This is a genomic window from Pedobacter sp. BMA, assembly GCF_001027745.1.
Classification (GTDB): domain Bacteria; phylum Bacteroidota; class Bacteroidia; order Sphingobacteriales; family Sphingobacteriaceae; genus Pedobacter.
This window is the reverse complement of record NZ_LECU01000002.1, coordinates 103,077-128,519: the sequence shown is the minus strand read 5'-3', so window position 1 is coordinate 128,519 and position 25,443 is coordinate 103,077. Positions and strand designations below refer to the sequence as shown.

Below are 25,443 nucleotides of genomic sequence, written 5' to 3'. Positions count from 1 at the left end.
CCCGGATATACCATCCGGGATTTATATACTGTTACTGGTGATAAAATTATTTTAGACTCAGCGCTATTTTCTTAGCTATCTCATCATGTTCTTCTATAACGGACAGCGTTTTGGTTGCCCATTGTTTCAAATCTGCATCTCTGTTTGCTGAACCTTCTTTAAACAAGGCAACTGTTTTATCATGATCAGTTACCATCATACCGATGTAGTGCTTATCAAATTCAGCACCTGTCAGTTTTTTCATTGCATCAATATGAATCTGGTCATCAGCAGGCAATGCTTCTGGAGTAATCACCTTTTTATTCCTAGCCAATTCTTTAAGTTCGGCATTGGCTTTTGAATGGTCTTCCAGCATTTTAGCTGCAAAGTTCTTCACCTCCTGATTAGAAGCATTTTTTATAGCGATTTTGGAAGCCTCAACCTCCATGATGCCACCCACGGCTGCTTTCCTTAGGAACGTGGATCCGCTTTCGTCCAGGCCTGACTGAGTACTTTCTGAACCAGTAACATGGTTACCGTTAACCATCGTGGTATCTCCTCCTACACTGTCTTTTAATGTTGACGACTTTTTATCAGCAGTTTGACATGCTTGAAATGACAAAGCTCCTATTGCTATTGTAGAAATTAACAATATCTTTTTCATGTTTTCTCTAAATTTTGATTGTATATTCAGAACAAGAGAGACACAAAAAGGTTTTTGAAAGCTTTGGGATACTAGTTTCGCATATTAATAAATTGCAAAGGCTGACCAAAATCTTCAGACCTGCAAAGGTTAATGACCGCTTGCAGATCATCAATTTTTTTTGCAGTTACACGAACCTGATCATCCATAATTGAAGGTTGAACTTTCAAACCGCTTGCTTTAATTTTTGCTACTACCTTTTTAGAGGCTTCTTTATCAAGACCTTCTTTTATGGAAATCTCTTTTCGGATCATGTTACCGGATGCAATATTCTCTTTCCCAAAATCCAAACTTTTAGGGTCTAAATTTTGTTTCATCATTCTGGAAATAATGGAACCCTCGATAGCCTTTAGCCGCATATCATCTTCAGTAACAATGGTTACAACATTTGTTTTCTTATCCAAATCGATTGTACTTTTCGATCCGTTAAAATCAAATCGGTTCAAGATTTCTTTTTTTGCATTGTTAATCGCATTGTCTAGCGTTTGCGCATCAACTTTACTCACAATATCGAAGGAAGGCATGGTTTTAGCTTTAAAATTAAAATAAGTAGATTTAGTACTTCTAAACCTATCACACAAAAAAACGAAAAATAATATGAAAACCACTAAAGCGAAGTCTCAAAAAAAAGTAACAAAAAAAGATGTCAAAAAACAACTAGAGCAGTCTTTAACCGCACAGTTTCTGGATGTGGTAAAGAGTTTAGGACATGATGCTTCAGAAATAACTACAGAAGTTGCAGAAGCCAGTAAACGTGTTGCAAAAAAACTGACCAAAAAGTTTACTATCATCAAATCAGACGTTGGAAACAAAATCGATGACTTGCTTCATTCTTCAAAGGAGAAAGCAGAAACTGCAAAGCAGGAATTAAAAAGTAAAACGAGCAAAGCAGAAAAGACAGCCGAAAAGGTAGTTAAAAAAGCGGTTTCAAAAGCGAAACCTGTTATACAGAGTGTCAAGGTTGCAGCTATTGCCTCGGAAGAAAAAGTAGTGGAAGCTATTACAAAAACAGCATTAGCAGTAAAAGACAAAGCTGCTGAGGCTACTGACTCCACATCAACACCATTGATTAAGAAGGGGACTGAAGTGGCACAGGCAACAAAGAATTCAACACCTGCTAAAAAGAAGGCATCTACAAAAGCTGTTGAAATTACGGAAAACGATGAAGAAACAATCAGGGAACCAAAAACTGCTGTTAAAGAAGTTGCGAAAAGCAGGGTAAAAAAGTAATTTGTTAACGTTAATGGGCGAATGAATTAACATTTATTTAACAAATTAATGTGCAGTTTTGAGCATCCCTGCTAAGCAGGGATTTTTTATTTTTTACATGAGCAAAGAGAAAATCCCTTTTTTTAACCGGGAGATAAGCTGGTTATATTTTAACGACAGAGTGTTGCAGGAGGCGGCAGATGAAACTGTGCCGCTTATCGAGCGAATAAAGTTTTTATCAATTTTCTCCTCCAATTTAGAAGAGTTTTACAGGGTGCGTGTAGCAACGATTACCCGGCTAACCAACCTCAATGATAAAGCGAAAGCCCTTCTGGGTTTCAACCCGAAAAAAATCCTTAACGAGATAAAGAACATTGTCGTAAAGCAGGAACGTAAATTCGATCAATTATTTCAGGCTACGTTAATTAATGAACTGGCCCAGAACAGAATCTTCATTTTAAACGATACACAACTTAATGTAAGCAGGGGGGAGTTTGTAAAGAATCATTTCCGGGATAAAATTTTGTCCAATCTCGTACCCATTATGCTGGATATGGACAAGCCATTTCCGGAATTAAAGGACAGATATCTATATTTTTTTGTGAAGCTATCGAAAAATGAGAGTAGGGTTAGAGAGAAATATGCACTTATAGAAATTCCACCAAATCTACCCAGGTTTCTGGTATTGCCCGAAACAAACGATCTAAAATTTATTATTCTTGCCGAGGACATTATCCGTTATTGCCTGGACGATATCTTTTATGTGTTTACCTATGATAGTCTGGAAGCCTATTCGATTCAGCTTACGCGTGATGCTGAACTGGATATCGATAAGAATATTAATGATAAGTTTATCGAAGATTTAAAGAGCAGTCTTGAAAAACGCAAAAAGGGTAAACCAATGCGTTTACTGTACGATTCGGCAATGCCTTTAAATATGCTTACTGTACTGGTAAATAAACTAAAACTCGAAGCAGAAAGCTTAATCCCTGGAAACAGATATCACAAATTCGGGGACTTCATTGCCTTTCCTAACGTTGGTAAGAAGGAACTTGAATACATGCCAAATGTTCCATTGAAGGTACATGGTTTACACCGGACCGAAAGCGTGTTTGCAAAAATTGCAAAGAAAGACTACCTGGTCAACTTGCCATATCAGTCTTACGACTACATCATATTATTTCTTCGTGAAGCAGCGATAGACCCTAAGGTGACAGAGATTCAGATTACGTTATATCGCCTTGCTGAAAACTCTAAAGTAATCAATGCTTTGATTAATGCGGCAAAGAATGGGAAATCTGTATCGGTACTTGTTGAGCTAAAGGCCCGGTTTGATGAGCAAGCCAATATTTTTTGGACGAGCAGATTGATGGAGGAGGGCGTTAAGGTAAACTATGGACTAACAGATTACAAGGTGCATTCTAAAATCTGTCTGGTAAAACGGATTGAGAAAGACAGACCAGTGTATTATGCCAACCTGGCTACGGGCAACTTCAATGAAAAGACTGCCGGTTTATATTGTGATCACAGTATTTTTACCGCTAAGAAAGAAATTACCAATGATCTGGTAAAACTGTTCGATGCACTTTCTAAACGGACTGTTACGAAAGGCTTTAAGCACCTGATTGTATCTCCTTTGGAAAGCCGTTCTAAAATTATCAACTTCATAAACCGGGAAATTAGAAATGCGAAAGCGGGAAAACTTGCCTATATCATGTTAAAAGTAAATAGTCTTGCTGATGAGGGAATTATCAGTAAACTTTATGACGCCAGCAACGCGGGGGTAAAAATTCAGTTGATTATAAGAGGCATTTGTTGTCTGGTTCCCGGAATTAAAGGTTTTAGCGAAAACATTACTGCAATCAGCATTATTGATAAGTTTTTAGAACATGCCCGCGTTTACATTTTCAGTAACAACGGGAAAAATGACATGTATTTGTCGTCAGCTGATTTGATGAGCAGAAACTTTGAACACCGGGTGGAAGTGGGTTTTCCCGTTCTTGATGCTGAGGTAAAGCAAGAAATACAGGATATGATAGACCTGCAACTTCAGGATAATACCAAGTCGCGGCAAATCAATGCTACAAATAGCAATAAGTACCATAAGAACAGGCAAAGTAAAAAAATAAGAGCCCAGGTAGATATTTACAATTATTTAAAAACCAAGCACCAGTCCTAATGTTAAGATATGCAGCTGTTGATGTCGGTTCAAACGCGGTGAGATTACTCATTGCCGATATCAGCAAACAAGATGGAGAATATAAATACAAAAAGAACACGCTGATTCGCGTACCCTTAAGATTGGGAGACGACGCATTTTTAGATCAGCATATTTCTGAGAAAAAGGCTGGTGACCTGATCAAAACCATGCAGGCGTTTAAGCACTTAATGGATGTTTATCATGTTTCAGAGTATCTGGCATGCGCAACTTCAGCGATGCGTGAGGCCAGGAACGGCGTGGAGATTGTTAAACAAATTCAAGAACAAGCTAACCTAAAGCTGGAGATTATAGAGGGACAGCGCGAAGCAAATATCATTTATGCCAACCATATCGAAGCCGACCTGGATGAAAACAAGACCTATCTGTACATAGATGTGGGCGGAGGAAGCACTGAACTTTCTGTGTTTGTAAAAGGTGTTCCAGAGGCTTCGCGATCATTTAATATCGGAACAATCAGGATGCTGGACAACCAGGATAAGGAAGAAACCTGGGACGAAATGAGAGAATGGGTTAAGGACCATACTAAACACCACAAACATTTGGCAGCCATTGGTACGGGGGGAAACATCAATAAATTGTTCCGCATGAGTGAGGAAAAGGAAGGTGCGCCAATGTCTTTACAAAAACTAAACGCACTATATAATAAGCTGACCAGTTATTCACTTAAAGAAAGAATTAATGTATTGGGTTTAAACACTGACCGCGCGGATGTAATTATTCCTGCGAGCGAAATCTACTTAACTTTGATGAAGTGGACAGGGATTAAACAGATATACGTGCCTAAGGTTGGTATGGCTGACGGTATTATTAAGTTGCTGATTGAGGAAAAGCTAGATTAAACATACCTGATGAATAGCCCTGGCTAAGTGTTGCCTTTAATTACCCGGGGCTAGTGCAAGGCTAGGTCGGGGTTGGTGTAGATTGAAGGTAGTGAAGAGGTAAACTTGGGGTGGACTTGGGGTGGACTAGCTAACAGCTGCATTTGACTTAAAGCGATGTGCCAAATTTTAACAATGAAAATAGTCAAAATTTAGTTGAAATTCATTAAAAGCTACTGATAATATTTTCAAATACTAAAACATACGATCATCCATTACAGTTGACGACCGTGCATCAGTATGGCTAACTACAATAAGTGACTACCGCAGGCAAAGGCAATCAGTTCTGCTACATTCTTGGTATTGGTTTTCTTTAGCATACTTTTGCGGTGGTTAGCAACTGTGTTCTCAGCAATTTTCATTTTCCAGGCAATCTGCTTACTACTATAACCTTCTGCCATACATTCTAATACTCTTAGTTCCTGCGGTGACAATATCTTATCTTCATTTAAAGGGAAATAATGATTTTCCTCTAAAAGGGTTTTAATCGGGAACCCATTCTCATTTTCTACTTTTTCAATGGAATGATACATCATTGTATCGCGTTTGAACATGGTAATATCGATTACCATTCCGAGGCTATACAAGGGCAGGCCGGTTTCTTTCGATGTGATATAACAACCCCGCTGGTAAAGTGGGATATAGGTACCATTCATGTGTCGTATCCTAAAGTTATAGGAAAAAATAAATTTATGATGATCTGATTGCGGCTGCGAGACCAAAAATGCCGCATTGCGCGTAAAAACCTGTTCATTATAAATTTTGAAATCGTCTTTCTGGTAGATATCCAAAAGCATTGGAATACCGCTTTCAAGAAATGACCTTGGATCATATCCAGTGATTAACTGAGCATTTTGCGTAATGATCATATAATCTGACCTAGTATAATCAATGGCAAACAATAAGGGTGCGGAATGATTTAATGCGAGGTTGAGGCCGTTAAATTGGTTTAAAATATTGGTTATTTCATTTTCTTCGATTAGTTCTTTGGTATAATAAATTTTTTGGAGATGATTTTTAAAAGTAAGGTCTTTAGACCGTTTTACCTTCATAATCTACTATAATTTAGTTTGTTAGCCCAAAGATACAAAAGTGCATTAACTAATTAGCTTAAAACTTATAGCTATAAATAGCTATTGTATGATTTTCTACAGAAGATAATTTTGGCCTCATAATTAGTAGCAGGGAGGCTGAAAACTGAAACAAAGAGTAGGCATAAAATTAAACCAAACAAAATGAAAATTAAAACATTACTCATGATTTGTGCTATAAGCATTTTTCTGACAAGTTGTGCACCTTATCAGCAACTCGTAACATTTCCACCAGCTAAAGATGTGTTCATTACATCTGGTGATGGAAATATTCAAAAGCCATATACCCCAATCGGAGAATTCGTTTATGCTGAGAGTGGATATAAAATTGGTTTGCCGCTTATTGGACTATTAAATATCAAGAGTGTAGATGCGGAAGAGGTATTGAGACAAAGAGTAACTACGAAGATAAAAGAATCCGGAGGGGATGGGCTGATTAATATGAAGCTTAATTATACACCATCAACCAATGGGATATTAGGTTTACTAGCTAAACCATCTACGTTGTACATTACCGGAACGATCATTAAACGCTAATTAATATGCGTTTATTTTTAATGCTTCTTTTGGTATGTATAAAGTTTAACGTTGTAGCTCAAAGTGCATTAAAGATTGAACAGGACTGGAAAGCTTATGAAAAAACAATCAAGCTTTCCAGTTATGTAAAATTATCTGTGGTTGACAAAAGAGATTATCAACTTAACAAGTTGCCTTTACCAGCACTATTATCAAATATTACAAATGCCTTTGAAAAAGAATCGCTTAATGTGATTGACGACATTAATGACACACTGAAGAATATTATTCCGGTTCAGCTAAACGTTGATGTGAGTTATTTAAACTACACAGAGAGTACATCGGGAAACGTAATTGTAAAGGGAATTTTGAACGTAACGGTAGGTAAGGGAGACTTTCTCACCGAAACGAAAGAAGTTAAAATCTCCGATGATATCCTGATTAGTGATTTTTCATTAAAAAGGCTGATGAACAATAAGAATATTAGCCTGATGAACAAGGCAGAGTCTGATTTAAATATGAGTTTGGCAAAACAGCTATCTAATGAGTTTAAAGAAATTTTGAAAACCGGCGGAGCAAGAATTTTTGAAGTAATTGCTTTTGGGAAAGCGGCCATATTAAATGATAATGTTTCAAAAGCTAAAAATGAAGCCATTGCAAATGCTTTAATAAAAGCCTCTTCAAATGTCTTTGGCAGAAAAATACAGAGTGAGACAACGATGGTTGATATGGGTAACGTTACGGAGGTGATTAAAGAATCGATCAATGGGAATATACTTCAATTTGAGCACTTAACGGGATTCAATAAACAATCGAATGATCATTTCCAATGTGTGCTCATAAAGGCCATCTTAAAATTATAACAATGAAAAATAATAAAACATTAAAGTTTGTAGCAGCATTATTATGCATGGCTGCTTTAGCATGTACCCCAAAGGCTTACGTGAACCAGCAACGTGTTGAGAATAATGGCGGTAACAGGACGATAACGTCCAAAATGGCGTTTGGCAAGCAAGATCTTTCTACCATAAAAGAAGAATGGCAGGATGAGATACTTACTGAAACAGGTGAATCTATGGTGTTGAATAAGTATCCCGAACCCGAGCGTAACAAGCAACTTGCAAAGAAAGGTGCGTTATTAGATGCGCAGCGAAAACTGGCGGAGAAGGTGAGCAATATCAAGTTAAATGCCACCACAACCATGAAAGATTTTGAAACTACTGATTTCGTACAAAGTAGAATCAGTACTTATCTGAAAGAAGTAGAGGTGTTGTCTGAAACTTATGATGAAAAGAACAAAACCTACAAGGTATCCGTACAGATGAAAAAGAGTAAGCTGGTGGAGGTGTTGGAAGAGTACTTCAAGTAATTTTTTAAAGGTCCGGTTATTTTCAGATTCAGATATTGAGAAAAACGGACAGAAACTATGTCAAAGAAAATATCTTAGGCTACAAATGGAATATGCACACCAATTGTAGCCTAAGATATATTTTTTACCCTTCCAAAAGTGCAGTTGCTTTCTCATCAACAAAGAAAGTAAGCTTGCCATCTATCGGATCAATTAGCTGAGAAGGGTATAAGTCGAAGTTTTTTTCTTTGTCACCAACAACGTGTTTAATGGCTTCTGCCTTATTCTCACCAAATACAAGGAATGCAACATGATCGGCTTTATTGATAAGGGGAGCAGTAAAGCTTATCCGGTAGGAATCCAGTTTCTCTACATATACAGATGAAATATTAACCTCCTCATCTTTTACCAATGTTGTATGCGGGAAAATTGAAGCGGTATGTGCATCATCACCCATTCCTAAAAGAATTAGATCAAATGCAGGGTCTTCGCCTTTGAAATGTGCATCAATTGCTTTTTTATATTCTATTGCTGCTTTTTCTGGTGCCAACGATGTATTTACATAAAAGATATGATCTTCTTTGATTCCCAGGGGATCAAGAAGCGAGTTCTTAGCCATTAGTCCGTTATAGTCTTTGTGATCGGCAGGGACGTTACGTTCATCGCCGAAAAAGAAATAAACCTTTTCCCAATCTATACGGTGTTCGCATTCTGTAGCCAGGTATTGGTATAATGCTTTCGGTGAGCTACCACCTGTGAGCACAAAATTGAACCGATCGTTTTCTTCGATCGACATTTCCGCAATCTTGATTACGTAATCTGCCAGATCCTGGTTAAGTTCCTCGAGGGTTTTATATATTAATAAATTCATTATTTGTTGCTAATCTTTGTTTTTTAATGGTAAGTTGAACCAATGGAAGCCGTCTCTCGCGATGAGTGCTTCTGCTTCTTCAGGTCCCCAGCTATCTGCAGGGTAATTAGGGAAATTAATAGACTTTTTGCTTTCCCAAGTGTTTAAAATTGGCATTACCAATTCCCATGCCGCTTCTACCTGGTCGCCACGCATGAATAAAGTCTGATCACCCATCATGGCATCCAATAATAAAGTTTCGTAAGCTTCCGGGGTATCACCTTCATAAGTTCCTTTATAATCAAATACCATATCAACTGGGTTTAATACCATATCTAGGCCTGGCCTCTTTGCCTGAACTTGCAGACGGATACTCATTTCTGGCTGGATACTGATTACCAGACGATTTTGTTGCCAGTTTTCAGTAACACCTGATGAAAATATCTGGTGTGGAACATCTCTGAACTGAACAGTGATTAAAGATGATGTTTGGTTAAGTCGTTTACCTGTTCTTAGATAAAACGGGATACCTTGCCATCTCCAGTTATCAATATGGAATTTAACTGCAGCGAAAGTTTCCGTATTGGAATGTGGATCGACGCCTTTTTCCTGACGGTAACCTGGAACCTCTTTTCCTTCTACCCAGCCTTTGCTGTATTGGCCGCGGACAGTATGAAAACGAATATCTTCGGCAGAGAAAGGACGCATTGCTTTTAAAACTTCTACTTTTCGGTTTCTGATTTCATCGGCATCAAAATTAATTGGTGCTTCCATACCAATAAGGCAAAGCAATTGCAGCAGGTGATTCTGGATCATATCTCTCAAGGCACCTGAACCTTCATAGTATCCTCCACGATCCTGTACACCCAATTGTTCGGTTACAGATATTTGCACATGATCAATGTACGACCTGTTCCAAAGGGGTTCAAACAATGCGTTGGCAAAGCGGAAAGCCATCATATTTTGTACCGTTTCTTTGCCCAAATAATGATCTATACGGTAAATCTGTTTCTCGGTGAAGATGGTGCTTAATAAAGCATTTAATTCCTTAGCAGATTCAAGATCATGACCGAAAGGTTTTTCAATTACAATACGGCTGTTATCTTCATCTTGCGTAAGTTTGTATTTTTGCAGGCATTCGGCGATAATCGGGAAAAAATTAGGTGCAACAGCCAAATAGAATATTACCTGTGTACCAGCGCCATATTCTTTTTGGTATTTTTCTACAGCAGCCTTTAAGTTTTCAAATGTTTTAGGTTGTGCGAAATCGGTAGGGCAATAGTGAATGGTGTTTCCAAAATCTTCCCACTTTTCTTTTTTAACCTTTCCCGATCTGGAAAACTGATTAACAGCCTCTTCTAAAGCTGTTTTGTAACTATCGTCAGTAAATTCAGTTCTGCCGGTACCAATGATGGCGAACTTATCTGGCATATAACCTTCAATAAACAGGTTGTAAAGTGCAGGTGCGAGTTTTCTTTTATTTAAATCACCTGTACCTCCAAATATTACAAATATTGTAGGATTTAATGCGGTTTTGGTTTTCATTTTATGTAAAGCTTCGTGAGTCTTTTGTGAATTATGATAGTTTGTTCCAGTCTGCATGGAACACGCCGTCTTTATCAATACGTTCGAACGTATGTGCACCAAAGAAATCTCTCTGTGCCTGTATTAAATTGGATGGCATTCTACCTGTGGAAATGGTATCAAAATAGGTAAGGGTAGAGGCAAACGCGGGAATACCCAGGCCTGAATTAATGCATGCAGAAACAGTTCTACGCGTTCCCGCCAGTGTACCTTTGATGATCTCCTGAATGCCGGCATCTGCAAATAAATGCTCTAAGGAATTATCTTTGCCATATGCTTTGTAAATGTCAGCCAGGAATGTTGCTCTGATGATACATCCGCCTCTCCATATTTTTGCGATCTCGTCGAGTTTCAAATCGTATTGGTACTCTTTAGACGCTTGTGCTAGCAAGTGTAAACCTTGCGCATATGCACTGATCATTGAAAAATAGAAAGCATCTTCCAACTCAGCCACTGTAACATCGATTTTCGTGTCTTTTTTGCCAAATCCTTCTTCTAAAGAAACCCTTAGTTTTTTGAATTTAGATAAGTCGCGATTGGAAACCGCTTCATTAATGGTAGGTATCGGCAACTGAAGTTCCATAGACACTTCAGAAGTCCATTTCCCTGTTCCTTTTGAACGTGCTTCATCTTTGATGACATCCAATAGATCACTTTCAGTTTCTGTGTCTTTAACTAAAAAGATTTCTGCGGTAATCTCCAGCAAGAATGATTGCAAACGGCCTTCATTCCATTTTTTAAATACTTTATAGATATCCTGATTTGAGTAACCTAATCCGTTTTTAAGAATACCATATGCTTCGGCAAGGAGTTCCATAATGGCGTATTCGATACCATTGTGTACCATTTTAACAAAGTGACCAGAAGCGCCCGGACCGATGTATGTTACACAAGGATCGGTACCAACTTTGGCAGCTACGGCATCAAAAACTTCTTTTACTACATTATAAGCTTGTTTATCTCCACCGGGCATCATACTAGGGCCAAATCGGGCACCTTCCTCACCACCAGAAATACCCATTCCAAAGAAGTGTAAGCCATCTTTTTCTAGCTCGTCAACACGACGGTTGGTATCTGTAAAGTGAGAATTCCCACTGTCGATAATGATATCACCCTTGCTCAAAAGTGGTTTCAATTCAGCAATAACGCTATCTACAATTGGTCCGGCTGGAACTAACAGGATTAACGTTCGTGGAGTTTGTAAGCTATCGATAAATTTCTCAATGTCACCAAATCCTTCCAGGTTATGTTCTTTTCCTTCTTCTTCAAGTTTAGCGATCATTTTCTGATCCTTATCGTAACCTGTAACAGAAAAGCCTTTATCAGCCATGTTTAATAAAAGGTTCCGGCCCATTGTGCCTAAACCGATCATTCCCAATTTATATTTTTTTAAATCGTTACTTGCCATTTTTCATTATTATTATATAGTCAAAATTAGGGTTTACAAATCAATATTTTATGCATTGATGTTAAATGAATGCAATAAATCCTGTTTGATAGTGTACAAATTACACTTCTGGATTTATAGTGAAGATATTATACTTATCTGCCAGTTTCCAAAGCTTAGCACCGCCTTTGATTCCATCGCGGTTGGTAACCAGTTTAATATTGCTTTCAAGTTTAAAATCAATCTGTTTCGAGTTGCCACCGCCGATATAAAGGGTATCGTAATTAAACACCGTTTTATAGATTTCAATTACTTTTTTCAGCCGTTTATTCCAGCGCTCGCTACCATGTTTTTCAAATGCGCGGTTGCCTATATAATCGTCGTAATCTTCTTCTTTATTAATGGGAAAATGGGCTAGTTCCAGGTGAGGAAGTAGGTCGCCATCAAATAATAACGCGGTCCCGAAGCCTGTACCAACGGTAAACATAATTTCAAAACCTTTACCTTCAACCACGCCAAGTCCCTGCTGGTCTGCATCGTTAACTAGTCTGACAGGTTTCATTAGTGCATTAGCAACGCGTTGCGCGAGGTCGACATCTGCCCATTTGTTTTTAGCAAGATTAGGAGCGGTTTTAACGATTCCGTTCTTTACGTAACCGGGAAATCCTATGGAAACCCTGTTATACGTATCGGGAAAAGGCTTCACCAATTCGACAATACCATTTACAATATCCTTTGGTGTTGCTTCGGCTGGCGTTTTGGTTTTTACATATTCATTAAGCATGTTGCCTCCTTCATCTAAAAGAACCGATTTTATGCTTGTACCGCCGATATCAATGGAGAGGATGTTATTCCCAGCTTGTGTTTTAGTCGCCATGGTTGTTAAATTGTGTGTGCCGAAGTTCTGCAAATAATTCTAAACAACAAATATAAATTGGTGATGGAAGTAATTTATATGTAAATAAATAATATATAATGTCGACATATTTAGTAGAATATTTCTAAGTTTACAGCGTTTAAATTTTAAAACACTGACAATATATGACTATCAACTATCTGGCTTTTGCAATTCCTGCTTTCTTTATATTTGTATACATAGAATTCAAAATAGCCAAATATAAAAATAGTAGTGGGATTTTTAAATATGAAAGTTCCATTGCAAATTTTAGCGTTGGTATTGCAGAACGGTTGCTTAATCTCTTTATAGCAGCGAGTTTTTACCAGGTGTATCGCTGGGTATATAACGAATATGCATTGTTAGATATCAGCAATAAGTGGTATGTGTGGATTTTGCTTTTACTGACCACAGATTTTGTATGGTACTGGTATCACAGATTAGGGCACGAAATCAATTTTTTATGGGCGGCACATATCGTACACCATCAAAGTGAAGAGTTCAACCTGACTGCTGCTGCAAGAATTACCACTATTCAAGCCATTTTCAGGAACGTTTTCTGGTGTGTGCTGCCGTTGATTGGGTTTCATCCCAATATGATTATTACCATTTTGCTGGTACACGGAGCTTATTCTTTTTTTACGCATACTCAGTTGATCGGTAAGCTGGGCTGGCTAGAAAATATATTTATTACACCATCATTGCACGGGGTGCATCACGCATCGAACGAGCAGTACCTTGATAAGAACTATGGTGATGTTTTTGTATTTTGGGACAAATTATTCGGGACATTTCAACAGGAAGAAGAAAAACCAAGTTACGGATTGACGCATCCAATTAAGAGTTACAGTTTTTTATGGCAGCATTTTCACTATTACCTTGAAATTGCTGAAGCATATCGCAGAGGGAAAGGATTTAAAGAAAAATGGAATGCAGTTTTCGGCAGTCCTGCTTTAATGGATCAGAATATTCGGCCCATATTAGAGCGTCGTTTTGCTCAAAACAAACAAAACAAGTCTGGCAAAATCAGATTCAAGATTTATTTAAATGTACAGCTTATTGGGGTGGTGGCTTTGCTTACCCTACTAACTGCCTCATTTGGTTCGATAGGCGCGGCAGACCGGATTGCGGCACTTCTGTTTGCCTTACTTACCCTGATAAATATTGGTGCGTTGCTGGAGCAACGAAAATGGATTTACTACCTTGAATTTATCCGTATCGTACTAATATCTGCCTATGTATTCAATTTATATCATGCTGTTTCGCTGACAATTTTGCCTATAGCTATGCTTATGTTACTGGAACGCTGGTATTCAATCAGTAAAATGTATACGCGGTACGTATTTCAAACCTAACAAAATTAATACTTCCATAACCTAAACGCCAAATAGATTTAACATTGGCATAATATTACGGGGTTACATTTGCGTACAAATGAGGGAGTATATTCTAAAGAGTGATGAAGACCTGATGTCTTTATTAAAATGCGATGATGCGGGTGCTCTGGAGACGCTTTTTGAGCGGTACTATAGTCAGCTATGCAAGTTTACTTCTATTTATTTAAATGATTACAGTAAGGCCGAAGAGCTTATTGCGGATTTGTTTATCAAACTCTGGGATAAACGTGCGACGATCGATGTTAAATCATTGAAGAACTATCTCTTCGTTTCAGCGAGAAATACTGCACTGAATGAAATTAATCGGGTTAAACTAGACACCTCCCGCCTTGATGATCACGAAGAAAGCTTGCTTATATCCGATGAACGGCTGAACCCTTTCGAATTGATGAGCAGCCGTGAGTCATACAAAGAAATTATCGACCTTATTCATCAATTACCGGAGCGCCAGAAAGAGGTGCTGCTAATGAGCCGCCTTGAAATGTTCGAAAAGAGTACCATATCCGAAGTATTGGGTATCACCATAAGGACTGTTGAAACATTACTTTATCAAGCGGTTAAAAATCTAAGGACACTTATTTCCCGTCCTAACCAAAGTTCTACTTTTTAATTTCCAGGCACGACCAGCCTTTGAAAAAACAGTTAACGTTTTCTTAATAATATCTTAACCGCTTTCGCTACGTAGCAGTAGGCATAATCCTGTCTTAGTGTTAGAACAACGCTATCACATGGATAAACATTATTACAAATTAATTGAAGACTTTACCCAAAAGAATATCAGCAGCGAAGATCTTGCTGATTTAATGTTGTGGGTAGATCAAAGCAGGGAGAACCAGCAAACTTTCAGGGAGGTGGTTAAAATTTATGAGGCTGCAGATAGCTTTTTTGACGCTCCGCTAAAACAACAGCAAAGCTGGGCTAAAATTCAGCAGAGAACTAATAATCAGGAGCCTGAAGAATTTTCATCAGTTAAAACGCGATCGTTTAATCGATGGATGTTGATAGCGGCAGCTATTATTGTGATTTTTTCTGTTTCTATCACCTATTTTCAGTTGCAAAACCAAAAGACGAAAACAGCAACTGTCTTTCACGAAATCTATAATCCAAAGGGACAAAAGCGTCTTGTAACCATGCCGGATGGTTCGAATATCTACCTAAATGGTGACAGTAGAATAAAATATCTGGAAAGCTATGATAAAGGAAAGAGAATTGTCTATCTGGAAGGTGAGGCGTTTTTTGATGTACAGCACAGGCCTGGGCAGCCCTTTGTAGTTTACAGCGGAAAAGTAGCCACTTCGGTGCTGGGAACATCTTTCAATGTTAATGCGTACAAAGATGCAGATAAAGTAAAGATTACTGTGAAGACGGGAAAAGTAGGTGTGGTTTTCAGTCAGGGAAAAACGAAACATGTAACCTACCTCTTGCCGAATGAGCAATTGAGCGTATTAAATAACGGAGTCTCGATCAGGAAAGCAAATGTGGATGCTGATGAAATTGATTCATGGCGCATATATAAAATAGTTTTCTATGATCAGCTATTATCGGAAATTATGCGGGTAATTGAGCGTGAATATGATGTAGACATCACTTTTAAAAACCAAGCCTTAAAACATATTAAACTTACAACAAAGTTCGATAAATGTTCGGTAATACAACTGATGGATATGATTGCACAGTTATCAAATTCAAAATACAGCATCTATGGAAAAAAGATAACTATTTATTAAAACCCTAAAAAACCAAACATGAATTAAACCTTACCAGAGCAAAAGACCCGAAATGCTGGACACATTTCAGGCCTTTAAAGAGTTAAACTCCATTTAAAACGACAAAGTAAAACTTAGTAAAAATATGAAAATTAATACGAGGTGGCTAAAAATTATCCATCAGTACTCATCAAAACTCACCATTATACTTGCTATAGTATTGCTGCAAGTTCAACTGGCCAATGCGCAGACGGACAAAAAAATTCTGTTTGAAGCAGATGGAATTACATTAAAGAAGGCTTTTGAAGAAATAGAGAAGTTAAGTGGCCGTAGTATAAGCTACAACAATACGCAGCTAAATGATCAAAGAAAGGTTTATGTTGCCCGGGGTGAACGCTCTCTTACGGAAATCATTAAGATCATGTTTAAGAATCTGCCATTTGACTATAAGGTAAATGCATCAGGTAATATCTTAATCGTAGCTAAGAGTGCAACATCAGGAATTATCAGCGGGAAGGTTTTAGATGAAAATAAGCAACCAATACCTGCTGCAACCATTAAATTTGTTGAACTAAACCAGGTATCCCAAACTAATAATGATGGTAATTTCAGTATTACCGTACCTGCTGGATCATATACAATTGAAGCAAGTTACATTTCCTATGAGAAAAGCAAGATTCAAAACGTAAACGTTTCTACCGGAGCAACAATTAAGCTGAACATTCAACTGAAGCAATCAGATAATTCTCTGGATGATGTTGTGGTAACCGCGCTGGGAATAAAAAGAGAAGAGAAGTCTTTAGGGTATGCTATAACTAAAGTTGATAGCACTCAGCTTACAGATGCAATATCCAGCAACTGGACCGATGCATTATCCGGCAAAGTAGCCGGTTTAAACCTGGTAAGAAATAGTGGTCCCGCTGGCTCGAATAAAATTATCTTAAGAGGAGAGAACAATCTTACCGGAGACAATGAGGCGCTTATTGTAATAGACGGAGTGGTTGCAAGTAGCAGTTCAAGAAGAACTGCGGCAACCGGCGGGGGTGTATATGGAACATCGGGTGATATCATGCCTGCAGATTTTGGGAGTGGTTTAAATGATTTAAATCCTGATGACATTGAAGCTGTAACCGTTTTGAAAGGTCCAGCTGCTTCTGCATTATACGGACAAAGAGGTGCTAATGGAGCAATCATCGTTACTACCAAATCGGCGAGTAAGAACAGAAAAACAATTGGTATTAGTTTCACATCCAACAGTTCATGGGAAGGGGTTAATCGTAATGTAGACAGGCAAAATCAATATGGACAGGGACAGTACGGTGTTTCCTACTTCTCGTATGGAGCTACGGTAGATGGAACCACTACCAACGCAACCAGTGCCACGTGGGGAGCTCCATTTTCTAACGGGGGGATGTATTATCAGTACGATCCTGTGACCCAGACAAGGGGTATAAATAGAACACCGTGGATAGCATATGAAGATCCGATCGAATCTTTCTTTCAAACCGGATTCCAGTCATCCAATTCGGTTAGCTTAGACGGGACTTATAAACAAATATCTATGCGTTTGTCAGCGAGCCATGGACGCAATGAATGGATTGTTCCAAACACAGGACTGGAACGCACTACGATCGCTTATAATGCGAGCACCAACATTACTAAAAAACTGAGCATTAATATTAAAGCACAATACAGCAACAGGAACAGCGACAATTTGCCGGCAACCGGATATGGTAATCAATCATTAATGTATTGGTTTATGTTTGCACAGCCAAACGTGAATACAGATTGGTACAGGGATTATTGGGTACGCGGATCAGAAAACACAAAGCTTATTAACATTACAACCACCAATCCAGAAAGCCCTTATGCAGTTTCATATGAATACTTAAATGGACAACGCAGAAATGGTTGGCTGGGAAATATTTCCGCGAACTATCAGTTTGACAACCATTTTAGCCTGATGGTTCGAGCTTCTGGAGATCTTAACAAAGATATTCGTGACACCCGTCGTCCGTGGGATGCCTCCGGAGGTAAATTTGTTCAGGGATCTTATCGTTTAACAAACGTAAGATCTTATGAAATCAATGCAGATTTCATGTTCAAATACAATACAAATATTGGCAAAGATTTCAACCTGACGACTACTTTAGGCGGCAGTCAGATGAGAAATGAATATGATAAACAAGAGACACGTGCTGATGGTTTAGTTGTTCCAAACGTATATTCACTGGATAATAATGTTAGTCCTTTAATTTACGTACCAGATACAGCCAGATATAGAATCAATAGTTTATACTCCACAGCATCACTCTCTTATAAGAACTATCTATATTTAGACCTTACCGCCCGCCAGGATTGGAATAGTACCTTAGCAACAGTAACCAGAACTGATAACGTTGGCTTTTTTTATCCTTCAGCCAGTTTAGCATTTATTGCATCAGATTACTGGAAGCTACCAAAAGCAATCAGCTTTGCAAAATTAAGAGGCTCAATTGCTCAGGTAGGTAGTGGAAGCACGAACCCTTATTTAACTGCTTACAATTACTTAATTGCGGCAAATGGCATTTACCCAGGAAATGCAATGACCAATCCTACCGTTTTACCTAACCCAAACTTAAAACCACTTATTACTACAACGGTAGAGCTTGGTTTGGATTTGAAATTATTCCAAAACAGATTAAATTTTGACCTGGCAGTTTATTCAGGAAACACTAAAAATCAGATCCTGAATAGAATTGTCGATAGATCGACAGGTTACAACGTGGGTGTATTTAATGTGGGAAGGGTAGACAACAAAGGAATTGAACTTGCATTAAATGCAATACCTTACCAAACAAAGAATTTTAAGTGGACTGTGAACGGAACATTTACTGCGAACCGAAACAAAATTAAAGAATTAGCAGATAGTTCCGTTGTGCTTCGCACCGGTAATTTAGGAAGCGGACAAATTGTTGCTAAAGTTGGCGGCAGCATGGGCGATCTATATGGCTTAGGCTTTCAACGGTCACCTGACGGGCAGATTGTATTTGATTCTACAACTGGGAACGCCAAAACTTCAACAGAGCTGATATATCTAGGCAATACCACTCCGAAGTTCAGGTTCAGTTTTGGAACAGGAGTTAGTTATAAGGAAGTTAGTTTGAATGTCCTTTTCGATGCGCAATTAGGTGCAGTTGCACACTCACTTACTTTTTCCAGAATGGCTGCTCTGGGCAAGCTGAACATCACATTACCAGGTAGGTATAACGGTGTAATAGGAGATGGAGTAGTGATGAATGCTGATGGAACATACCGGAAAAATGATGTTATCGCCACTGATTTTGAAAGCTATTATACATCATTGTACGGATCTGATCAGGCCGAAGGAAGCGTGTTCAGGACTGATTATTTAAAATTTAGAGAAGCAAATTTAACATATAACTTCAAAAAACGGTTTTTGAGGAAAATAGGATTCAGCAAACTATCATTGGGTGCTTACGGACGTGACCTCTTTATCTGGTCACCATGGCCGGGATTTGATCCTGAATTCGGAACATTATCAGGTACCGATATTGTACAAGGATTTGAGGTAGGACAATTGCCATCTACCAGGACATATGGTTTACGTTTGGTAGTTGGTATATAATTATAGAAAAATGAAAAATAACAAAAAATCGATCATATACTTTTTAATTGGGTTATCGACACTTTTTTCCCTTTCGTGTAAAAAAGATTTTAACGAAGTAAATACAGATCCGCTTGGAAAAAGCACTGTAAAACCAGAGCAATTGCTGGCATCTTCTCTGGTAAATATTTTAAGTACCAATATGGTTCGTAACCGGAATTTCAACAATGAACTGATGCAGGTTACGGTTGACATCAGCGATGCCGATGGAAAAGTTTTCAGATACGATTTGAGGCGTACGCTGGCAGATTATACCTGGAACAATTGGTATGTTAGCCTTACAGATATTAAGGACATCTATACGATATCAAGCCAGCCAGCAACGCTAAACAAATCTTATCAAGGCATATCCCTGATTTTACAAGCGTGGATATATCAATTACTTACTGACACTTACGGCGATGTTCCGTATACAGAAGCTAATAAAGGGCATCTGGGTATATACGAGCCAATATTTGACAAACAAAAAGATATCTATGCTGATTTAATTGCAAAACTAGCTGAAGCCAATGAGCTACTTAAAACAGGAACTTCAATCTCAGCAAGCAGTGATCCTGTGTATAGTGGGGATGTTGCGAAGTGGAGAAGGCTTGCGAACTCTTTACGCCTCAGGTTATTGCTACGGATTTCGGGCAAATCAGAAGTTGCACAGGCAACAATTGCCACAATAAAGGAAATGATCGATACAAACCCTGCCAATTTTCCATTAATGGAGAGCAGCGATCAAACGGCAAAAATACTATGGAACGGCACAGAGAGCAGTACAGATGTATACTCGTCACCATTTATGGTAAATGTGCGCCCCGTTGATTTTAGGGGTGTCGCTATCTGCGATTACTTTTTGGGCAAGTTAGTTACCTGGACAGACCCTCGCGTTGACCCAACGTTGGGTACGAATAGTGTACCACGCTGGGCTATCGGCAGGGGAACGGATGGTTATGTTGGTGTACCGAGTGGTTATGCAGCTGGCGTTGATGTAATAAAACAGGCATACTTTTATTCGCAAGGACAGCTTATATCAGGTACAACTTATTATCCTACATTACAAACTGATAAGTATACAGGTATCATTATGAACAGTGCTGAGGTATATTTCATATTAGCAGAGGCTGCTGCGAAGGGTTGGATTTCAAGGAATACAGTATCCCACTATTACGACGAAGGGATGTTTCAGGCCATCAACTATTGGCTGCCTACTTATACACGTGCAAAGTTCGCAGCATTTCAAACTGCGGCGAATCTTAAGTGGAACTCAGCCCTGCCATTGGACAACCTTACGGGTGGCAATAGCCAAATGGAAATGATACACCAGCAAAAGTACTATGCCAATTTCCTAGTTGACTTTCAGCAATGGATCGAATACAGACGCACGAAGCATCCGGTTTTGCCCACGGGACCTGGATTAGTGAACGGCGGCAGGATGCCTGCCAGATTATTTTACCCAATAATCACTCAGTCTACAAATCCAACGAACTATGCTAAAGCTGTAGCATCGCAAGGTGCTGATGATATCAATACAAATGTCTGGTGGCAAAAACCTTAAAACTCAAGAATTATGAAAAAGATTTCTATTTATATAACAGTTGCTATAGCTTGTTTTACAGCTGTATTAGCTGCGTGCAAACGGGACAGCGATTATATTTTAAGCTCTCCGGGATCATACATCTCAAATTTAGATTTACGTAAGCTATATAAAGGTAACGACATAACCCTTACAAAGGAAATAATGAGGGATGCCTATATCGTTAAGGGGCAGGTAGTATCCGATCATTCTGCCGGCAACATCCCTTCGGGATTGCTTTTTATTCAGAACAAAAGAACATCTGGAAATGGAATTGATTCTCTTCGGGGTATTGCTGTTAATATCGGCTCTGTCGCATCGAGCTATATACCAGGCGATTCAGTTCATGTGAATATAGAGGGCGGAGTATTGAAACGGGTAAATGGTATTTTACAGATCACTGGTATATCTTCTGCAAATGTTACCAAGGTTGCAACGAATATCAAACCTTTTATTACATCGGCCACAGCAGTATTAGTAGTTGCAAAACCAGAGAACTTCGAATCATGCCTTGTAGTGGCCTACGATTGTAATTTTGATCCTAATATAGGTGTCGAAACACTGGAGGGAGATAAAAAATACAATGATGGATCTGGAGATATGGAAATGCATGTAGGGGGCACAGCAACGTTTAAAAGCACATTCCTACCTTATTCGGCAAATGTATCCGGTTTGTGCCTCCCATCTTCATCAACGGGTAAACCACAAATATGGCCTAGAACCGCTGGCGATTTTGTGGCTACCAGCATCGTAGTTGATCCAACAATTCCCTTAGGATTGCACCCTGCGATTGTAACAGGTTATCTGGCTGATCCACAGAGTACAGATGCGAACTATGAGTATATTCAGTTTATGGCAACCCAGGATTTGGATTTTAGACGAACTCCTTTCAGTGTATATGCCTGTAACAATGCAGGGGCTTCAACACCTACCGGCTTTCCAACCGCGGGATGGAACACAGGGGATTTAAGAACTTTCAAATTCAATATTACAAAAGGTACAGTTTCTAAGGGCCAGTTTTTTTATGTCGGAGGTTACAAACTTGCTTATGGAATCGGTTCAAAGGATATCAGTTCAGCGAAATGGGTGGCAAATAAACTATATGCCTCTGTTCCAGGAGACGATGGCATTGGTTCAGTAACAATCAATTTATTGGCTAACAGTGGAAACCCCGCCGGTATTGCTATTTTCCCTACTACAACTGTAAGCCTTACCACAGTACCCTCAGATGCCATATTTTTTGGTGGAATGAGTGGGTCGATGTACAGCCCTGGTGCAGGGTATTCTATTGCAACTAATGAGTTTTATAAAGTTTATAATGGTACAGCATACCAGCCCTTTTTTCGACAAGGTACAAATACGCCAATATTTCCCGTTATTGAAGCTGGGAAATTCAGTTATCTTGGTGGTGTTTATAATACTACCAGTCAAACATGGACCACTTCCAGAATCCACAATACATTGTCTCTATCGGTTACAACTACAACTCAAGCTTCACTTGAAACAATGTCGGGTGCATCAAGACTAACAAAATAATTTTATTTGTATTTGATATAATAAATCAGCCATAGAAATGCTATGGTTGATTTATTTAAATTTAATCACATTTTTCTTTATGAACAGAAGATCCTTCATCCAAAAATCAACTTTATTAACTTCTACTATATTTATTAGCCTAAAAACCTTTCCTTCCACTTTGTTTGCAGAGGAAGGGGTTGTTTCGGGTGCTGTCACTACCAAAGGCAAAGCCGTAGTTGGAGCAGTTATCTCGGATGGTTATAGCGTTGTACAAACTGATAAAAAGGGTAATTATGAAATCAGACTTCATGAACTTGCTCGTTTCGTTTGGATCAGTACACCATCAGGCTACGAATTTAAAACAGAAAGCAGTATTTCCCGTCATTACTATAAACCAGATACTGCCGGCAAATTAAACTTCGATTTAAAACCATTAAAACAGAAGGATGATAAGCATAACTTCATTATTTGGGCAGATCCGCAGGTGAAGAATAAAAAGGATGTGGCTCAGATGATGGAAACATCAGTTCCAGATACCCAAAGAGTTGTTCGCGAAATGGGTAAAACCCTTGTGCATGGAATTGGTGTCGGTGATTTAGTATGGGATAATTTCGATTTGTTTCCTGATTACGACGAAGCAATAGCAAAAATTGGTATTCCGTTCTTTCAGGCTTTAGGTAACCACGACCAGGATTATCGCCAAGGAGGTGATGATACCTCCGACAGAACTTTCCAGGCTCATTATGGCCCAACCTACTACTCATTTAACAGGGGTAAAGCACATTATGTTGTTTTAGATGATGTGCGATACCTGGGAACAGAAAGAAATTATGATGGATACATTACACCAACACAGCTTGAGTGGCTGGCAAAAGATCTGCAGTTTGTGGCTAAAGATGCCTTATTGATTATCTGTTTGCACATACCTGTTCACAATTCTGTAAAAAACAATGATGATTTTTACGCAGTGATCAAAGGCTTTAAAAACGTTCATATTATGTCGGGGCATACGCACTTCAACACAAATGTGATCAAAAATGGGGTATTTGAACATAATCATGGAACTGTATGCGGAGGCTGGTGGACCGGCCCCATCTGTGAAGACGGTACGCCGCGTGGATATGGCGTTTATGAAGTCGATGGGACAAAATTGAAATGGTACTACAAATCTACAGGTAGAGATAGAAAAGAGCAAATGGATATCTACGTGGATACACTGACCAATCAAAAAAGATTAATTGCAAACGTATGGAATTATGATCCTGAATGGAAAGTAGAATATTTTCTTGATGGAAAATCAATGGGCGCACTTGCGCAGCAAGATGGCTTTGACCCACTCGCTGTTAAACTGTACAAAGGTGATAAATTACCCAATCCAAGGCCGTTTGTAGAGCCTAGGTCGACTGACCATTTATTTATGGCCCATTTTGAACCATCAATTAAAACTGTAAAGGTTGTAGCCACAGATCGTTTCGGTGAGACTTTTGAAGCAGAATACACTGGTTAATTTATGCTGCCTGATAAATGAGATTTTCTAAGATCATAATCTTTCGCGGTTAAAAACAAAAAGCGTATCCATAATGGGTACGCTTTCCGAAAAATTAATTATTACTTATTGTTTTTACCCCTGAACTGGTGGATCAGAAACTACAGGAGGTTTTGCTTTTCTTCCTCTTTCTCCAAGTCCTTTTCGCATTTTTCCTCCTTTTTCTTTTGCCTCTGCACGAAATGAATCAAGTTTAGTTTTTTGATCTGCAGTTAACACCGCATCTACTTTAGCTTTTTGAGCATCCATTTCTGCTTTACGTTCTTTCATTTTACCTTTTACATCCCCCTGATCAGCAGATCTCCATGCCTCCATCTTTTTTGCATTATCTAGTTCTATTGCATAGATTTTGGTTTTCTGATCTGCGGTTAAACTCAATTGCTTTTCCATGCGCTCAGCAACTCTTTCTGCACGTTGCTCAGCAGTCATTTTAGGCATTGGCCGCCTCATTCTCTTCGTAGTGTCCTGAGCCAGTGCAGCACTTAAGCCCATCACAGCAATTGCTATTGTTAAAATCGCCTTTTTCATAGTTTTATTTCTTTTGTGTTTGTTTATATAGATATGGAAATGGGTGAACGGTTTAACTACAGTGTGTTAAAAAGTGTTAATTTTTGTTGAGCTGCGAAATTGATTTTTGCATTTGCGACATCATCTGAGTAAGTGTTTCCATTGTAGGATCTGGGGTTGGCTCAGGCAATGTAGTAGAAATGTAAGCCTTAGCGCGCCAAATTTCAAGGATATCGTCAGCAGCAATGGAATATGTATCATAAACTTTATTATCTGAAACCAGTTTCAAATCCTTATTTTCTTTGAAACGGTTGCCAGCTCTCTTATATACTACGCCCTCGTTTTTACTTATAACTATATATGTTTCTCCGGTTTTAACTTCATTCCAGTTATCCATATACTCACCAATAATTACACTTCCGGGTTGAACCGGCAACATACTATCGCCCATGATTTCGAAAGCACGGAATGTACCCTGACGTAAAGCGGGAATAGGAAGTTGGAACTTTGGCAGGTCGCTGATGTATTGAGGATCAGAGAAACCGTTTAAATACCCTGCACTTGCCTTCACAGGCACGAGTTCAATATTCTCTTTATCATTCTGATCAACCGATATACTTAATACCCTTAAGTTCGAACCTGAACTCTTCGGCTTAGGTTTCCAGGTGTCTGATATCTTTTCATTGATAAATTCATCGATGGTTAAATCGAAATATTCAGCTATTTTTTTTAGCAATTCATATTTAGGTTCAGCGCGGTCTTCTTCATAGGCGCCGATCAAAGATCTCTTAATCTCCATAATATCAGCGAAATTTTGCTGTGTATGGCCTTTTTTCTTTCTAAGGTATTTCAGGTTGTTGGAAATATTTGACATAAAAAA

Annotated in this window: 22 protein-coding genes; 13 read left to right on the top strand and 9 right to left on the bottom strand. The window is 38.7% G+C overall.

What is annotated here, in order from left to right; all coding sequences use genetic code 11:
- Positions 1-46 precede the first annotated feature (46 nt).
- Positions 47-643: a DUF4142 domain-containing protein gene (locus AB669_RS02995; RefSeq protein WP_047797824.1), complete on the bottom strand. Its 597-nt coding sequence runs from the start codon at positions 641-643 to the stop codon at positions 47-49.
- A gap of 71 nt (positions 644-714) precedes the next feature.
- Positions 715-1,206 (bottom strand): YajQ family cyclic di-GMP-binding protein, encoded by a 492-nt coding sequence (locus AB669_RS02990; protein ID WP_047797823.1) that lies wholly within the window; start codon positions 1,204-1,206, stop codon positions 715-717.
- Positions 1,207-1,279: 73 nt separating this feature from the next.
- Here AB669_RS02990 and AB669_RS02985 point away from each other — a divergent pair, with 73 nt between their 5' ends.
- The 3 genes from AB669_RS02985 to AB669_RS02975 all read left to right on the top strand — a co-directional run bounded on the left by AB669_RS02985 (position 1,280) and on the right by AB669_RS02975 (position 4,951).
- Positions 1,280-1,912, top strand: coding sequence for a hypothetical protein (locus tag AB669_RS02985; RefSeq protein WP_047797822.1), 633 nt, complete (start codon positions 1,280-1,282; stop codon positions 1,910-1,912).
- Positions 1,913-2,009: 97 nt separating this feature from the next.
- The gene (gene ppk1, locus AB669_RS02980; RefSeq protein ID WP_047798053.1) at positions 2,010-4,070 is read left to right on the top strand and encodes a polyphosphate kinase 1; all 2,061 of its coding nucleotides are present in this window, start codon (positions 2,010-2,012) and stop codon (positions 4,068-4,070) included.
- On the top strand, positions 4,070-4,951 hold the full coding sequence (locus AB669_RS02975) for an exopolyphosphatase (protein ID WP_047797821.1): 882 nt from the start codon (positions 4,070-4,072) through the stop codon (positions 4,949-4,951). The genes ppk1 and AB669_RS02975 overlap by 1 nt, the downstream gene beginning before the upstream one ends.
- A gap of 287 nt (positions 4,952-5,238) precedes the next feature.
- Here AB669_RS02975 and AB669_RS21375 read toward each other — a convergent pair whose 3' ends face one another.
- A complete protein-coding gene (locus AB669_RS21375) occupies positions 5,239-6,042 on the bottom strand; it encodes a LuxR C-terminal-related transcriptional regulator (RefSeq protein ID WP_053058225.1) in 804 nt (267 codons plus the stop codon).
- Between the two features lie 183 nt (positions 6,043-6,225).
- Between AB669_RS21375 and AB669_RS02965 the strand changes: the two genes are divergently transcribed.
- Genes AB669_RS02965 through AB669_RS02955 form a run of 3 tightly spaced genes read left to right on the top strand, consistent with a single transcriptional unit; the run spans position 6,226 to position 7,966 of the window.
- On the top strand, positions 6,226-6,618 hold the full coding sequence (locus tag AB669_RS02965; RefSeq protein WP_047797820.1) for a hypothetical protein: 393 nt from the start codon (positions 6,226-6,228) through the stop codon (positions 6,616-6,618).
- Between the two features lie 5 nt (positions 6,619-6,623).
- Entirely contained in the window at positions 6,624-7,460 is an 837-nt protein-coding gene (locus tag AB669_RS02960; RefSeq protein WP_047797819.1) for a hypothetical protein, read from the top strand.
- Positions 7,461-7,462: 2 nt separating this feature from the next.
- Positions 7,463-7,966 (top strand): hypothetical protein, encoded by a 504-nt coding sequence (locus AB669_RS02955; protein ID WP_047797818.1) that lies wholly within the window; start codon positions 7,463-7,465, stop codon positions 7,964-7,966.
- A 124-nt stretch (positions 7,967-8,090) separates the two neighbouring features.
- Here the strand turns inward: AB669_RS02955 and pgl are convergent, their stop codons facing one another.
- From pgl to AB669_RS02935, 4 genes are all read right to left on the bottom strand, one after another.
- A complete protein-coding gene (gene pgl / locus AB669_RS02950) occupies positions 8,091-8,816 on the bottom strand; it encodes a 6-phosphogluconolactonase (protein WP_047797817.1) in 726 nt (241 codons plus the stop codon).
- 9 nt (positions 8,817-8,825) lie between these two features.
- Positions 8,826-10,340, bottom strand: coding sequence for a glucose-6-phosphate dehydrogenase (gene zwf, locus AB669_RS02945; protein WP_047797816.1), 1,515 nt, complete (start codon positions 10,338-10,340; stop codon positions 8,826-8,828).
- Positions 10,341-10,371: 31 nt separating this feature from the next.
- A complete protein-coding gene (gndA, locus tag AB669_RS02940) occupies positions 10,372-11,787 on the bottom strand; it encodes an NADP-dependent phosphogluconate dehydrogenase (protein ID WP_047797815.1) in 1,416 nt (471 codons plus the stop codon).
- 100 nt (positions 11,788-11,887) lie between these two features.
- Entirely contained in the window at positions 11,888-12,643 is a 756-nt protein-coding gene (locus AB669_RS02935) for an ROK family protein (RefSeq protein ID WP_047797814.1), read from the bottom strand.
- A 164-nt stretch (positions 12,644-12,807) separates the two neighbouring features.
- Between AB669_RS02935 and AB669_RS02930 the strand changes: the two genes are divergently transcribed.
- The 7 genes from AB669_RS02930 to AB669_RS02900 all read left to right on the top strand — a co-directional run bounded on the left by AB669_RS02930 (position 12,808) and on the right by AB669_RS02900 (position 24,017).
- Positions 12,808-14,016, top strand: a complete 1,209-nt coding sequence (locus AB669_RS02930; RefSeq protein ID WP_047797813.1) for a sterol desaturase family protein — start codon at positions 12,808-12,810, stop codon at positions 14,014-14,016.
- A 79-nt stretch (positions 14,017-14,095) separates the two neighbouring features.
- Entirely contained in the window at positions 14,096-14,668 is a 573-nt protein-coding gene (locus AB669_RS02925; RefSeq protein WP_047797812.1) for an RNA polymerase sigma factor, read from the top strand.
- Between the two features lie 118 nt (positions 14,669-14,786).
- Positions 14,787-15,785: a FecR family protein gene (locus AB669_RS02920; protein WP_047797811.1), complete on the top strand. Its 999-nt coding sequence runs from the start codon at positions 14,787-14,789 to the stop codon at positions 15,783-15,785.
- Positions 15,786-15,909: 124 nt separating this feature from the next.
- Positions 15,910-19,392 carry a SusC/RagA family TonB-linked outer membrane protein gene (locus AB669_RS02915; RefSeq protein WP_047797810.1) on the top strand — a complete coding sequence of 1,161 codons (3,483 nt, stop codon included), beginning with the start codon at positions 15,910-15,912 and terminating at the stop codon, positions 19,390-19,392.
- A gap of 10 nt (positions 19,393-19,402) precedes the next feature.
- Positions 19,403-20,974, top strand: coding sequence for a SusD/RagB family nutrient-binding outer membrane lipoprotein (locus AB669_RS02910; RefSeq protein WP_047797809.1), 1,572 nt, complete (start codon positions 19,403-19,405; stop codon positions 20,972-20,974).
- A 12-nt stretch (positions 20,975-20,986) separates the two neighbouring features.
- Positions 20,987-22,528: a DUF5689 domain-containing protein gene (locus AB669_RS02905; protein WP_053058224.1), complete on the top strand. Its 1,542-nt coding sequence runs from the start codon at positions 20,987-20,989 to the stop codon at positions 22,526-22,528.
- A 79-nt stretch (positions 22,529-22,607) separates the two neighbouring features.
- Complete coding sequence (locus AB669_RS02900; RefSeq protein WP_047798050.1) at positions 22,608-24,017, top strand: calcineurin-like phosphoesterase family protein; 1,410 nt, start codon at positions 22,608-22,610, stop codon at positions 24,015-24,017.
- A 114-nt stretch (positions 24,018-24,131) separates the two neighbouring features.
- On the opposite strand, the gene AB669_RS02895 is transcribed toward AB669_RS02900, so the two are convergent.
- Together AB669_RS02895 and AB669_RS02890 are read right to left on the bottom strand one after the other, a co-directional pair.
- Positions 24,132-24,584 (bottom strand): hypothetical protein, encoded by a 453-nt coding sequence (locus AB669_RS02895; RefSeq protein WP_047797808.1) that lies wholly within the window; start codon positions 24,582-24,584, stop codon positions 24,132-24,134.
- Positions 24,585-24,660: 76 nt separating this feature from the next.
- On the bottom strand, positions 24,661-25,437 hold the full coding sequence (locus AB669_RS02890) for a LexA family transcriptional regulator (protein ID WP_047797807.1): 777 nt from the start codon (positions 25,435-25,437) through the stop codon (positions 24,661-24,663).
- Positions 25,438-25,443 lie beyond the last annotated feature (6 nt).